The following is a 12,959-nucleotide window of genomic DNA, read 5'->3' as shown; positions in this document are numbered from 1 at the left end:
GAGCCCGTGCATGAGCGCCACCGTCCGCATCCCGACCATCCTGCGCACCTACACCGGCGGCAAGGCCGAGGTCGCCGCCGAGGGCGCCACCCTGGGCGCCGTCATCGCCGACCTGGACGCCAACCACCCCGGCATCGCCGCCCGGGTGCTGGACGACGCGGGCAAGCTGCGCCGCTTCGTCAACGTGTACGTGAACGACGACGACGTGCGCTTCGCCGAGGGTCTGGAGACCGAGATCAAGGACGGCGCGGGCATCTCGATCATTCCCGCGGTGGCCGGCGGCTGCTGAGTCTCCGCACCCCACCGAATACGGCCGCGCCGTCGTCGGAACCGGAATCCCTATTTCCGGTACCGGTGGCGGCGCGGCCGTATGTCGGGTGGAAATCCGGGTGTGCGGGAGAGAGTAGAGTGCGACGAAAGTCGGTGGATCCCCGCTCTTCCCGCCGCTCTCGCCACGCACCGCCAGCCGATCGCGTACGCAAGGCCCGTCCGGCCGTTGAGACATCCGCCGGACCGCGTGAGACAGAAGATGTCAGGCAAGTGTCAGAAATCTGGCCGCATTTTGCGGTGATGAGTCCGCTATGCCCGGAGTGAATTGCCGTATTCTGCCGCTTTCCTCCCGCGGTATCCCCTTCGACTGCCGGTGAATTCGGCAGGGTTGGCCCTGTTGCAGAGGGCGTCTGTCCGGATACATTCAGCCGCGATCGACGCATTCACCCGTCGGCCGGGTCACCTTGCGGTGGACCGGTGGGGCGCTTGCGGCGTGCACGGCTGCGCCCAGGGGGGGTTCCCTCGGGCGTGCCTGTTCAGACCTGGGCCCGCATCCCTGCGGGCCCGCGAAGGGCCAGCACAGCACAAGGGGAGTTCGGAATGGCTCAGGGCACCGTCAAGTGGTTCAACGCGGAGAAGGGGTACGGCTTCATCGCGGTCGACGGTGGTGCGGACGTGTTCGTCCACTACAGCGCGATCCAGATGGACGGCTACCGCACCCTCGAGGAGGGCCAGCGGGTCGAGTTCGAGATCTCCCAGGGACAGAAGGGCCCGCAGGCGGACATGGTCCGTGCGCCGGCGGTCTGACCTTTCCGAACCTCGGAGGACTCGGCTCGGTCACGAGCTGGCGTCACCTGCTTCGTCCACGGGTCCGTACGACATCGTCGTACGGACCCGTCGGCGTCCCCGCTGTTCGCGTGTCTCTATCACGATTGGGCTTGCACTCGATACCCGAGAGTGCTAATCATTGGCGTTAGCACTCGCAGCATGAGAGTGACAACGGACCGGGTCGGTGAGGCCCCCGGGAGCGGTAGGGGACAAGACCCCCGCACACCAGGGCCGTCCGTCGCGGGCGCCCCTCGGTCCGGTGCAGTCGACCGTGTCCTGGAGGACCACTTCCGATGGCCAAGATCATCGCGTTTGACGAGGAAGCTCGCCGCGGCCTTGAGCGTGGCATGAACCAGCTTGCCGACGCCGTCAAGGTGACGCTCGGCCCCAAGGGCCGCAACGTCGTCCTGGAGAAGAAGTGGGGCGCCCCCACGATCACGAACGACGGCGTCTCCATCGCCAAGGAGATCGAGCTCGAGGACCCGTACGAGAAGATCGGTGCCGAGCTCGTCAAGGAGGTCGCCAAGAAGACGGACGACGTCGCTGGCGACGGCACCACCACCGCCACCGTGCTGGCCCAGGCGCTCGTGCGCGAGGGTCTGCGCAACGTCGCGGCCGGCGCCAACCCGATGGCCCTGAAGCGCGGCATCGAGAAGGCCGTCAAGGCCGTCTCGGACCAGCTGCTGGCCCAGGCCAAGGATGTCGAGACCAAGGAGCAGATCGCTTCGACCGCCTCCATCTCGGCCGCCGACACCCAGATCGGCGAGCTCATCGCCGAGGCCATGGACAAGGTCGGCAAGGAAGGTGTCATCACCGTCGAGGAGAGCAACACCTTCGGTCTCGAGCTCGAGCTCACCGAGGGCATGCGCTTCGACAAGGGCTACATCTCGGCCTACTTCGCCACCGACCTGGAGCGGATGGAGGCGTCCTTCGAGGACCCGTACATCCTGATCGCCAACTCCAAGATCGGCTCGGTCAAGGACCTGCTCCCGCTGCTGGAGAAGGTCATGCAGAGCGGCAAGCCGCTCGTCATCATCGCCGAGGACGTCGAGGGCGAGGCCCTGTCGACCCTGGTCGTCAACAAGATCCGTGGCACCTTCAAGTCCGTCGCCGTCAAGGCCCCGGGCTTCGGTGACCGCCGCAAGGCCATGCTCGGCGACATCGCCATCCTCACCGGTGGCACCGTGATCTCCGAGGAGGTCGGCCTCAAGCTCGAGAACGCCGGCGTCGACCTGCTGGGCACCGCCCGCAAGGTGGTCATCACCAAGGACGAGACCACCATCGTCGACGGTGGCGGCGACAGCGACCAGGTCGCCGGCCGGGTCAACCAGATCCGCGCCGAGATCGAGAACAGCGACTCGGACTACGACCGCGAGAAGCTCCAGGAGCGCCTGGCCAAGCTCGCCGGTGGTGTCGCGGTCATCAAGGCCGGCGCCGCGACCGAGGTCGAGCTCAAGGAGCGCAAGCACCGCATCGAGGACGCCGTTCGCAACGCGAAGGCGGCCGTCGAGGAGGGCATCGTCGCCGGTGGTGGCGTTGCGCTGCTGCAGGCCGCGGTCGCGTTCGACAAGCTGGAGCTCGAGGGCGACGAGGCCACCGGTGCCAACATCGTGCGCGTCGCGCTGGAGGCCCCGATCAAGCAGATCGCGGTCAACGCCGGCCTCGAGGGTGGCGTCGTCGTGGAGAAGGTCCGCAACCTGCAGCCCGGTTGGGGCCTGAACGCCGCGACCAACGAGTACGTCGACCTCATCGCCGCGGGCATCATCGACCCGGCCAAGGTCACGCGCTCCGCGCTGCAGAACGCCGCCTCCATCGCGGCGCTCTTCCTCACCACCGAGGCCGTCATCGCCGACAAGCCCGAGAAGGCCGGTGCCCCCGCGGGCGGCGGCATGCCGGGCGGCGACATGGACTTCTGATCCTCCTGAGGATCAGTCAGTCCTGACCGACTCACGAAGGCGGTCTCCCCTCCGGGGGAGGCCGCCTTCGCGGCGTTCCCGGTGTCGGGTCGGACTGCGGGACAATGGGCGGATGAGTTCTGCTGACATCGAAGCCGCGCTGCACGCCGCGCGGGCGCTGATCCTCGCCGACCTGACCGCCCGGGACGTGGCCGACCCGCAGGTGGTGTCGCTGGTGGAGGACGCCGTGACGCACCGGCGCTGGTGGCTGGAGCAGTGGCCGGACGGGACGGACTTCGTGCTCGGGCTGGTGGCGCAGGACGTGCAGGACAAGCTGCTGGAGGAGTACGGGCGCTGGCCGCTGTGCGAGATCTGTGCCGCCGAGGGGGACCCGCACGCGTTGAGTGTGGAGCCGGAGCTGGGGCCCGAGCCGCACTGGGTGTGCGGCAAGGAGGCGGCCGTGGTGGCGCCGGTGGGTGCGCTGTCGTGATCCTGATCGACCCGCCGTCCTGGCCGGGGCACGGGAAGCACTGGTCGCACCTGGTGAGCGACGTCTCGTACGAGGAGCTGCACGCCTTCGCCGAGCGCCTGGGCGCCCCCGCGCGCGGGTTCGAGCGCGATCACTACGACATACCCGCCGCCTGGTACGACACGGCGGTCGGGCTCGGCGCGCTGCCGGTCGGCAGCAAGGAGCTGGTGGCCCGGCTGACGGCGGCCGGGCTGCGGCGGCGGAAGGTCAGCGCTCCAGGAGCGTGAGCTCGGCCGCCAGGTTGCGGCGGGCGGCGGCGTCGAAGCGTTCGGCGGCGGCGGGGGTGCGGTAGAGCGCGGGCAGGGCGAGGAGCTGACGCAGGATCGCGGCCCGCCCTTCGCGGAAGGCGTCCTCGGGGACGAAGCCGTACTCCTCGCGGACGGCGGCGGCGTAGGCGGCGTACAGCTCGGGGGCACCGCCGAGCACGGCGAGATCGGCGTCGCAGAGCACCTCGCCGTTGCGGTCGCCGGGGGCGGGGTGGTGGCTGACGGTGAGTCGGACCAGTCGGGCGACCTCCTCGACCAGGGCCTCGGCCAGCCCGGCCTCGCGCAGGGCGCGGACGGCCAGCTGGGCGCTGCGCTCCTCGTTCTCGGAGCGGTCCGGCTTGTACACGGCGTCGTGGAACCAGGCGGCCAGCCGGACGGCGTCCGGGTCCTCGGCGTGTGCGGCGAGCGTGTCGACGTGGTCCAGTACGGCGGCCAGGTGGGCGGTGGAGTGGTAGCGCCGCTGCGGTTCGGCCCAGCGCGTGAGCAGGTCCTTCCCGTACGGGCCGGGGTCGACGGTGGCTCCGGCACGGAGCAGCAGGGCGGTCCAACGGTCCAGCAGCGCGGTGGTCATGACGGTCATTCTTCCCGACGGAGCATGCAGGAATATATGTAGTCGTATGACAGAACGCTCCATGCAGGAGCCCATGCTGCTGCTCACCGCGCTGGCCGTCCTGCCGTACGTGCTGCAGGAAGCGACCTTCGACATCGCCAAGGTGACCACCGGTGCCAACGGGCCGGTGGCCGCGCTGGCGCTGACGGGTGCGGCGTCGGGGCTCGCCTATGTCCTGCCGGCACGCAGGGGGAAGCGGGCCGTCACTGGTTGAGCCGGTGCCGGATGCGGCCCTGCCGGGTGGTGGCCATGCTGGGAAGTGCAGGTCCGCCGCTCGGTGGGGCTGATCTTTTTCCCCGTGCAGGGGGCTCGCCGACGGGCCTCCGGATGTGGCAGGGTTAGCAATATGTCTAGACCAATGTTCGAAGTGATCGCGCTGACGGCGGAGGACGCCCGGGCTGCTCAGGCGGGTGGTGCCGACCGGCTCGAACTGGTCGCGGACATGGCCGCCGACGGACTCACCCCCTCCGTCGAGGACTTCGCCGCCATCCGGGACGCGGTGAGCATCCCGCTCCGGGTGATGCTCCGGATCCGGGACGGCTTCACTCCCGGCAGCCTGGACGAGCTGCGCGCACGGGCCGCCGCGCTGCGCGCCGAGGGCGCTGAGGAGTTCGTCCTCGGCTTCCTGGACGCCGACGGCGCGGTGGACCTGGCCGCGACCGAGGCCGTCGCCGAGGCCGTCGCGGGCTGCCGCTGGACCTTCCACCGGGCGATCGACCACAGCGTCGACCGGGCTGCCGTCCGCGCTGCCGTCGGCGACCTGCGCGGCCTCGACACCTTCCTCACCTCCGGCTCCGCCGCCGGCGTGAGTGCGGGCCGGGAAGTCCTGGCCGGTGAACTCGCCAAGGCGGGCGACCCCGGCTACCGCCAGCAGATCCTGATCGGTGGCGGCCTCCGGGCCGAACACGTCCCCGGCCTCCGAGCCGCCGGCTTCGACGGCTTCCACGTCGGCGGCCCCGTCCGCACCAACGGCTGGGACACTCCGGTGGACGCGGCCAAGGTCGCGCACTGGCGGGCCCTGATCGACGGCTAGGACCGCTCGCCCCGTCCGACCGGTCCTGCTGGTGCTGCGCAGGATCGTTCAGGAGAGTGAGCCGGGAAAGCCGTACGGAATTCAGCAGGCGAATGTCTCGGATTTCCTGCCGTACCGGATGGTTCCATTCCGGTGCGAGATGGCGGCGCCGGTAAGTTACCGACAGGTAATGGCGGTGACGCCTTCGAGCCACCGCCCCTTTGTGGTCCGGGGTGGCGCTCCGAATGGCCCCGGTAACCGGGTGGACTCCGCCATTGCCGGGGTGTCCAGTCAGCCCCTACGGCGTTGACCAGCGGCAATGGCGAGCGGCTGCTGAATGGCGAGTTTCGGCCGGAGAGAAATGGCGGTAAGACGACGGCTCGGCACGGCCGGGCGGGGGCTCCGGACGGCGGTTGACACTGCTGTGAGGTGCGGCGATAGTAAATGACAGCCGCCCGCATACAGCAGATTCACAGGAGTTGCACAGCTCGGGAGATGTCCGGTGTTACTGGGGCGAAATGAGCATCGGGCAGTCGGTTTCGTGGCGTGCGCTCGACAAGGGGTGATAGCGGCGGTGACGAATACGGGGGAGCAGTGCAGGGGAACACGCCCGCGGAATTGGTGCGCGGTTGTCTAGCCGGGGATCAAGAGGCCTGGGGTGAACTGGTCGATCGCTACACACCGTTGATCTACGCGATAGCAAGATCGCACAGACTGGGCTCGGCCGACTGTGAGGATGTGGTCCAGACAACTTGGCTGAGGGCCGTTCAGTCACTGGAGAAACTCCGAGATCCGGAGCGGGTGGCCCAGTGGATCTCGACAGCGGCCCGACGGGAGAGCCTCAAGTGTCTGGCGAAGGCGGGGCGCAGCCTTCCGATCGGTGAGCCGGCGGTCTTCGACCGGGCCGGTCCGGCGGAGAACCCTCCCGAGGAGCAGCTGCTCGCGGCCGAGCGGGACGACGAAGTCCTCTCGGCGTTCCGTGAGTTGAAGCCGCAGTGCCAGGCGCTGCTGGGCCTGCTGGTGGCCGATCCGCCGATGTCCTACGACCAGATCAGCGCGGCGCTCGACATGCCGCGCGGCTCCATCGGCCCGACCAGGTCGCGGTGTCTGGCGCACCTGGAGCGCGTACTGAAGCAGCGAGCCGGTCGGTCGCCGCAGGACGCGGCGCTGCTGAGCCGGATGCGCGAGAGCGGACTGCTGCGGACATCCATCTCGGAGCAGGCCGACTGACGCCGGGTCAGACCTGGCCGGGAGTCTCCGGCTGCTCGGACGTGGGCCCCGCGGCGCTTGCCCCGGGGCCCTCCGAGGTGGCCTCGTCGAGCGGCAGGGGTGTCGACAGCTCCGCGGCCAGGTTCTGCTTGACCCGGTCGGTGAGCCCGGGCGGCATCGGTCCTACGGCCTGCGCGAGACGCTGGAGCAGTTCGTCCTCCACCCTGTCCTCTCCGTCGAGTAGTTGATGAATCAAGTGATATCAAGGTAATGGGGGTGCAGCCTCAGGACAAGGGGGCTGTAAGAGATTTTGTCAGTCTGAGGAATTCCTCCGGCACGGCATTCGGCGCAGGTGGGAGGCCGGATGTCCAGTCGCTGGTCAGGGGCGGGTCGACTCCCCCGGTGCGGTCCTGAGTCTGCCGTCCGACGGACCGGAGTTCGGCGCTCCGTCCTGCCCGGAGGTGATCGTTGATGCGGCGGACGGTAGCGATTCGGCAGTCAGCTCCGACGGCTTCCATCCGATCGTACTCAGCGCGCTAAAGAGCGGGTTGTGCCACTGAAGCTCGGTCAACGCAGTTCCTCTCTCGAGTCCGTGCGGCCGACACGCGGTTCTCGGCCTCAGACCCTTCGGCAGGTCTTATCGGGACAGAGCCGTCCGACGGTGCGCTGGATACACCCGCGGCGGGTCCGGGCCCGGTGTCCCGATTCATGTATCCAGCACGCCGGTCGGTGGCTCTGTGGGGGAGGGGCACCACTCGGTGCCGTGCTGATCGGGAGGGAACGGCACGTATGAGTGAGTTGCCGAAGGGGACGGTGCGCCGGTCGTGGAAGGTGGCATCGCTGCCGATCGGGCTGGCCGGCCGGACCGCGTTCGGGATGGCCAGGCGGCTGGCCGGTGGCGCCGAGGAGGCGATCAGGGCCGAGATCGAGGAGCGCACCGCCCGGCAGGTGTTCGCCGTGATCGGTGAACTCAAGGGTGGCGCACAGAAGTTCGCCCAGATGCTGAGCGTGATGGAGAGCGCGCTGCCGGAGGCGATGGTGCGCCCCTACCGGGCGGCGCTGACCAGCCTTCAGGAGTCCGGCCCCGCGCTGCCCGCCGACATCGTCCACGGTGTGCTGAGTGATCAACTGGGCGCAGACTGGCGCAAGTTGATGCCGGAGTTCACCGACCGGCCGGTGGCCAGTGCGTCGATCGGCCAGGTGCACCGGGCTCGCTGGCACGACGGGCGGGAGGTCGCGGTCAAGATCCAGCACCCGGGTGCCGCCGAGGCGATCGCCTCCGACTTCGGTCATCTGACCCGGCTGGGCTGGCTGTTGGAACGCCTGACCGGCAACGAGATGAAGGTCGGGGAGACGCTGGCCGGGCTGCGCGAGCAGATGGCCGAAGAGCTGGACTACCGTCAGGAGGCGGCCTCCCAGCAGCTCTTCGCCGACGCCTTCGCCGACGATCCCGACGTGCTGGTACCCGGGGTGGTGGAGTTCACCGGCCGGGTGCTGGTGACCGACTGGCTGGCCGGTACGCCGATGGCCACCGTGATGGCCGAGGGTGAGCAGTCCGACCGGGACCGGCTGGGGCTGCTGCTGACGCGCTTCCTCTATGCCGGGCCGCAGCGGGTGGGCCTGCTGCACGCCGATCCGCACCCCGGGAACTTCCGGCTGACCGACGACGGGCGGCTCGGCGTACTCGACTTCGGGGCGGTCGCCCGGCTGCCGGACGGACTGCCGTCCTGGATCGGTGCGGTGATGCGCGCGGCCGTGGACGAGGACCCGGAGCGGATGGCCCGGGTGCTCCAGGAGGCGGGCCTGCTGCGGGACCGCAAGAAGGGCGGCGACCAACCGGAGGACTTCGGCTGGCTGTTGGGTGCGATGGCTCCGATGGTCCGGCCCTTCGAGGCGGAGGTCTTCGCCTTCGACCGGGAGTGGATGCGCGAGGCGGTACGCCAGGCCACCCTCTCGAAGGAGGCCGACATGCTCCGGTCCCGGATGCAGGTGCCGCCGGACCAGGCCCTGGCCCAGCGGGTCTGGATGGGCAAGCTGGCGATGCTCAGCCAGCTCGGCGCCCGGATTCCGTTCCGTGCGGAGGCCTGTCGAGGGCTGCCGGGCTTCGAACCCGCTGCCACCTCGCCGGGCTGACCGGACCGGAGGGCAAGTCGGCTGGCAATCTCTTGCCAGCCCGGCCGGTGGGCGGCACCGGGTGCCGGATAACTGCAACATCCTGCCAAGGAAATAGTTTTCCGGAGAGGTCCGGATCTAGTCTTCCGATGCGTTCGAAAACCGCGCGGTTGCGCTGGGAACGTATTCAGGTTCCGTCCCTGGTCAACCCAAGGAGAATTCGCGGTGTCCGACAATCGAATGGCGATCGTCACGGGTGGATCTCGTGGTATCGGCCGGGCCGTCGCGGTGAAACTCGCCGAAGACGGATTTGATATCGCCTTCTGCTACCGTTCGGGCACGGACGCGGCGGCCGAGACCGAGAAGCTCGTCCTGGAGCACGGTGTCCGGGTCTACCACGCGCCGTGCGACGTCACCGACGAGGCCGCCGTGAAGAGCTTCGTCAAGGCCGCCGAGGACGAGCTCGGCAAGGTCCAGGTGCTGGTCAACTCGGCCGGCATCGTCCGGGACAACCCGATGGTGCTGATGCCGACGGCCGACTGGCACGCGGTGGTCGACACCAACCTGAACGGCACCTACTACTTCTGCCGGACCGTCGCCTTCGGCTTCATGAAGCGCAAGGCCGGCGTGATCGTGAACATGTCCTCGGTCGCCGGGGTGTACGGAAACGCCGGGCAGAGCAATTACTCGGCCTCGAAGGCCGGTATCCAGGGAATGAGCAAGTCGCTCGCCAAGGAACTCGCCGCGAGCGGGGTCCGGGTGAATGTGGTGGCCCCCGGATTCATCGAGACCGACATGACGGACCGGCTGCCCGAGAAGATGCGCGAAGGCGCCCTCGCGATGGTTCCGCTGAAGCGTTTCGGCCAGGTCGAGCATGTCGCCGATCTGGTGAGTTTCCTGGTTTCCGACCGGGCCGACTACATCACCGGCCAGGTCATCCAGGTCGATGGTGGCATCGCTCTCTGAGAGGGGGGAGAACATGAAGAACCGCGCCGCACCCCTGGTGGCCGTCGACCAGGTGACCATCGTCGACGAGCACACCGTCACGGGCACCAAGGTGATCAAGGCGGACGACCCGTACCTGGAGGGTCACTACCCGCACTTCACCATCTACCCCGGCATCTTCATCATCGAGTCCGTCCACCAGGTGATCGACCACTTCGTGCGGTCCACCCGGGGCAAGAGCGTGCTGGCCGAGCTGGCGGAGGTCCGCACGGTGCGGTTCACCGCGCCGCTCACGCCCGGCGACACCCTGAGCCTCAGCTGCGCCCTGAAGACCGAGGAGGACGGGGAGTTGGTGGTCAAGGCGGTCGGCCTGAACCAACGCGGTGAGAAGGCCGCGCAGATGACCCTCGGCTACCGGCTCGTGGAGGAGGACAGCGATGTATGAGTACGCCGCGATCCGCCGGGCCATCCCGCACCGGCACCCGGTCCTGCTGGTCGACCGCGTGGTCGAGCTGGACCCGTTCGAACGGATCGTCACCACCAAGACCATCAGCGGTTGCGAGCCCTGCTACGCCGGGATGGCCGACGATCTGCCGCAGAGCGCGTACTCCTACCCGAGGTCGCTGCTGATCGAGTCCTTCGGACAGTCCGGCGCGGTGCTCTGGATGGAGAGCGTCCGGCTCCGGGAGGCGCCGATGACCGGCACCCTGATCTTCGCGGTGGCCCGCAAGGTGGTCTTCCACCGGTCGGTCTACCCCGGTGACACGGTGCGGCACGTGGCCCGGGTGGACAGCCTGGTCGGGCCCAACGCCTTTCTCTCCGGCGAGAGTTACGTCGGGGACGAGTTGGTGGCCACGGTCGGCGAGGCGATCGCCGTGATGCGTGAGACGGACGCGCTGGGCCCGGGGGCGGACAGCTGATGCGCGAGGTCGTCGTCACCGGACTCGGCGTGGTGTCCCCGATGGGGCATGACGTGCCGACCTTCTGGCGGGCCCTGCTCGCCGGGCAGGACGGGGCCGAGTTCGTCGAGTACCCGGAGCTGGGTGGCCGTTCGGCACCGAGCTACCCGGTGGCCGGGCATCCGGTCCAGCCGGGGGACGAACGCCTGGGCCGGGCCAGTCAGTTCGCACTGGCGGCGGCCGGGGCCGCGCTCGCCGACGCGGCGCTGCCCGAGGCCGGCGAGACGTCCGCGCCGATCGGCCTCTACCTGGGGCTCGGCACCGGTGACGGCGACGTGGTGGAGGCCGGCCGGTCCGGCCGGCGGGAACTGTCGGGGATGGACTGGTGGCCGTACGGATCGGGCGCGCTGCTGGCCGGCCGGCTCGGCCTGTACGGGCCCAACCTGACGGTGGCCACCGCCTGTTCGGCCGGGGCGTACGCGGTCGGCCTGGCCGCCGAGGCGATCGCGGCCGGTGAGGCCGAGGTGATGCTGGTCGGCGGCAGCGAGGGCGTCTCGCGACCGGCGATGGGCGCGTTCCTGCGGCTCGGCGCGGTCGATCCGCACGCCTGCCGTCCGTTCGACGCGGACCGGCAGGGCACGGTGTACGGCGAGGGCGCGGCGTTCCTGGTGCTGGAGTCGGCCGAGTCCGCCGCCGCCCGGGGCCGGACGCCGTACGCCCGGGTGCTCGGCTCGGGCTGGAGCTGCGACGCCTACCACCCGACCGCCCCGGAGCCCACCGGGGCCCAGGCGGTGCGGGCGGCCCGGGAGGCGCTGGAGCGCGGTGGCCGGACCGTCGGCCGGATCGGTGCGCTGATCTGCCACGGCACCGGTACTCCGATGAACGACCGGACGGAGAGTCTGACGATGGGTCAGCTACTGGCCGAGCGGGCCTCGGAGGTGCCCGCGACCGCGATCAAGGCGGCGCTCGGACACAGCGGTGGTGCGGCCGGGGCGTTCTCCTGCCTGGTCGGCGCCCTGGTGGTGCACGAGGGCCTGGTGCCCCCCACGGCGAACCTGAACCGGCTCGACCCGGACTGCCCGCTCGCGTTGGTGACCGGCTCGCCGGCGGCCGTCGACGGTGACGTCCTGGTCAACGCGTACGCCTTCGGTGGCAACAACATCTCGGTCCTGCTCGGAGCGGCGTCGTGATCGCCGCCATCACCGGACTGGGCACGGTGACCGAGGAGTTCGACCCGGCCGAGCACCTGGGCCGCCGGGGCTGGCGGCACCTGCCGCGCGCCGCCCAGGCCGCGCTGGTCGCGGCCAGGCTCGTGCTCGCCGACGCCGGCCGGGACGGCTCCGCCCAGGACGCCGGCCGCACCGGGGTGGCGATCGGCACCAACTTCGCCGTCGCGGAGGTGGCCGACCGGATCGACTTCGCGCTGCTGGCAGGCGGCGTACGGGAGATCAGCCCGCTGGACTGCCCGAACTTCTCGGTGAACCTGCCGGCCAGTCAGGTGTCCATCGCGCACGGCCTGGCGGCGTTCAACGTGACCCTGCTCAACCTGTTCACGGCCGGCGCCGAGGCGCTCTGGTTCGCCGCCGACGCGCTCCGGCACGGCCGGGCGGACGCCGTGGTCGCCGGTGCGATCGAAGGCCCGACCGGCAGCGCGCCCGAACCGGTCGCGGCGGGCGCCTGCCTGCTCCACCTGGAGCGGCCGGCCGACGCGGCGGCGCGCGGTGCCCGGGTGCACGGCTACCTGGCCGGCGGTGCCCAACGGCTGCTCCCGGACGACCCCGCCCGGGCCGCCGGTGTGCTGGCCGAGGCGGTGCACCGGGTGACCGGTACGGCGGCACCCGACGAGGTGCTGCTCAGCCTGCCGACGGACCGGCGGACGGACTGGGTGGCGGAGGCGATGACGGCCCACTTCCCGGCCGCCGCCGTCACCACCCTGCACGGCGCGCCGCAGGCGAGCGTGACCGGGGTCGCCCGGCTCGCCGCCACGCTCGGCCGACTCCCCGCGAGGGGCTTGCTCTTCGGCACGGCCGGACCGCAGGGCCACCTGGTCCTGCTCCGGCTCGTACCGGGGCCGTAAGGCCAGTTCCACCCAACCACTGAGTGATCACCGAAAGGAAATACCGTGACTGTTCCCGCCAAGGAGTCCGTGCTCGAGGAGCTGCGCGAGATGATCGCCGAGGTGCTCGAGGTCGAGACCGAGGAGATCACCGAGACCAGCCTGTTCGTCGAGGAGCACGGCGCCGACTCGCTGCGCGCGATCGAGATCCTGGCCCGGATCGAGAAGAAGTACAAGGTCGAGGTCCCGCAGGAGAAGCTCGCCGAGATGCTCAACCTCTCGGCGGTCTACGACACGCTGGCCGAGTCCGCGGGTTGGACTGTCTGAG

17 protein-coding genes are annotated in these 12,959 nt (G+C 69.9%); 15 read left to right on the top strand and 2 right to left on the bottom strand.

The genetic code is table 11. From position 1 onward, the window contains the following. The first annotated feature begins 10 nt into the window (after positions 1-10). The 5 genes from ACXJMZ_RS14395 (at position 11) to ACXJMZ_RS14375 (ending at position 3,749) form a co-directional block, all read left to right on the top strand. Complete coding sequence (locus ACXJMZ_RS14395) at positions 11-289, top strand: ubiquitin-like small modifier protein 1 (protein WP_057227764.1); 279 nt, start codon at positions 11-13, stop codon at positions 287-289. 581 nt (positions 290-870) lie between these two features. Next, complete coding sequence (locus ACXJMZ_RS14390) at positions 871-1,077, top strand: cold-shock protein (protein WP_035798772.1); 207 nt, start codon at positions 871-873, stop codon at positions 1,075-1,077. Between the two features lie 314 nt (positions 1,078-1,391). Continuing rightward, positions 1,392-3,014: a chaperonin GroEL gene (gene groL, locus ACXJMZ_RS14385; protein ID WP_184915595.1), complete on the top strand. Its 1,623-nt coding sequence runs from the start codon at positions 1,392-1,394 to the stop codon at positions 3,012-3,014. A gap of 112 nt (positions 3,015-3,126) precedes the next feature. Then, complete coding sequence (locus ACXJMZ_RS14380; protein WP_457030414.1) at positions 3,127-3,483, top strand: hypothetical protein; 357 nt, start codon at positions 3,127-3,129, stop codon at positions 3,481-3,483. Beyond that, positions 3,480-3,749, top strand: a complete 270-nt coding sequence (locus ACXJMZ_RS14375; RefSeq protein WP_457030413.1) for a DUF4031 domain-containing protein — start codon at positions 3,480-3,482, stop codon at positions 3,747-3,749. Before ACXJMZ_RS14380 ends, ACXJMZ_RS14375 begins: the two co-directional genes overlap by 4 nt. Here the strand turns inward: ACXJMZ_RS14375 and ACXJMZ_RS14370 are convergent. Then, on the bottom strand, positions 3,730-4,359 hold the full coding sequence (locus ACXJMZ_RS14370; protein ID WP_457030412.1) for an HD domain-containing protein: 630 nt from the start codon (positions 4,357-4,359) through the stop codon (positions 3,730-3,732). The genes ACXJMZ_RS14375 and ACXJMZ_RS14370 overlap by 20 nt on opposite strands. A 61-nt stretch (positions 4,360-4,420) precedes the next feature. Between ACXJMZ_RS14370 and ACXJMZ_RS14365 the strand changes: the two genes are divergently transcribed. The 3 genes from ACXJMZ_RS14365 to ACXJMZ_RS14355 all read left to right on the top strand — a co-directional run bounded on the left by ACXJMZ_RS14365 (position 4,421) and on the right by ACXJMZ_RS14355 (position 6,640). Then, on the top strand, positions 4,421-4,612 hold the full coding sequence (locus tag ACXJMZ_RS14365) for a hypothetical protein (protein WP_457030411.1): 192 nt from the start codon (positions 4,421-4,423) through the stop codon (positions 4,610-4,612). A 144-nt stretch (positions 4,613-4,756) separates the two neighbouring features. After that, a complete protein-coding gene (locus ACXJMZ_RS14360) occupies positions 4,757-5,431 on the top strand; it encodes a copper homeostasis protein CutC (RefSeq protein ID WP_457030410.1) in 675 nt (224 codons plus the stop codon). A gap of 525 nt (positions 5,432-5,956) precedes the next feature. After that, positions 5,957-6,640 carry an RNA polymerase sigma factor gene (locus ACXJMZ_RS14355; protein ID WP_457030409.1) on the top strand — a complete coding sequence of 228 codons (684 nt, stop codon included), beginning with the start codon at positions 5,957-5,959 and terminating at the stop codon, positions 6,638-6,640. 7 nt (positions 6,641-6,647) lie between these two features. Here ACXJMZ_RS14355 and ACXJMZ_RS14350 read toward each other — a convergent pair whose 3' ends face one another. Continuing rightward, positions 6,648-6,842 carry a hypothetical protein gene (locus ACXJMZ_RS14350; protein WP_457030408.1) on the bottom strand — a complete coding sequence of 65 codons (195 nt, stop codon included), beginning with the start codon at positions 6,840-6,842 and terminating at the stop codon, positions 6,648-6,650. A gap of 566 nt (positions 6,843-7,408) precedes the next feature. Between ACXJMZ_RS14350 and ACXJMZ_RS14345 the strand changes: the two genes are divergently transcribed. From ACXJMZ_RS14345 to ACXJMZ_RS14315, 7 genes are all read left to right on the top strand, one after another. Next, entirely contained in the window at positions 7,409-8,752 is a 1,344-nt protein-coding gene (locus ACXJMZ_RS14345) for an ABC1 kinase family protein (protein WP_457030407.1), read from the top strand. A gap of 204 nt (positions 8,753-8,956) precedes the next feature. Then, on the top strand, positions 8,957-9,697 hold the full coding sequence (gene fabG, locus ACXJMZ_RS14340; RefSeq protein ID WP_457030406.1) for a 3-oxoacyl-[acyl-carrier-protein] reductase: 741 nt from the start codon (positions 8,957-8,959) through the stop codon (positions 9,695-9,697). 13 nt (positions 9,698-9,710) lie between these two features. Next, positions 9,711-10,121, top strand: a complete 411-nt coding sequence (locus ACXJMZ_RS14335) for a 3-hydroxyacyl-ACP dehydratase FabZ family protein (RefSeq protein ID WP_457030405.1) — start codon at positions 9,711-9,713, stop codon at positions 10,119-10,121. Next, positions 10,114-10,596: a 3-hydroxyacyl-ACP dehydratase FabZ family protein gene (locus ACXJMZ_RS14330; protein ID WP_457030404.1), complete on the top strand. Its 483-nt coding sequence runs from the start codon at positions 10,114-10,116 to the stop codon at positions 10,594-10,596. The genes ACXJMZ_RS14335 and ACXJMZ_RS14330 overlap by 8 nt, the downstream gene beginning before the upstream one ends. Further along, the gene (locus ACXJMZ_RS14325; protein WP_457030403.1) at positions 10,596-11,765 is read left to right on the top strand and encodes a beta-ketoacyl-[acyl-carrier-protein] synthase family protein; all 1,170 of its coding nucleotides are present in this window, start codon (positions 10,596-10,598) and stop codon (positions 11,763-11,765) included. The genes ACXJMZ_RS14330 and ACXJMZ_RS14325 overlap by 1 nt, the downstream gene beginning before the upstream one ends. Then, complete coding sequence (locus ACXJMZ_RS14320) at positions 11,762-12,652, top strand: beta-ketoacyl synthase N-terminal-like domain-containing protein (RefSeq protein ID WP_457030402.1); 891 nt, start codon at positions 11,762-11,764, stop codon at positions 12,650-12,652. The genes ACXJMZ_RS14325 and ACXJMZ_RS14320 overlap by 4 nt, the downstream gene beginning before the upstream one ends. A gap of 45 nt (positions 12,653-12,697) precedes the next feature. Further along, positions 12,698-12,958, top strand: a complete 261-nt coding sequence (locus ACXJMZ_RS14315) for an acyl carrier protein (RefSeq protein ID WP_457030401.1) — start codon at positions 12,698-12,700, stop codon at positions 12,956-12,958. Position 12,959: the final 1 nt, after the last annotated feature.

Source organism: Kitasatospora sp. P5_F3 (genome assembly GCF_054049135.1).
This window is presented reverse-complemented; position numbering and strand designations above follow the sequence as displayed.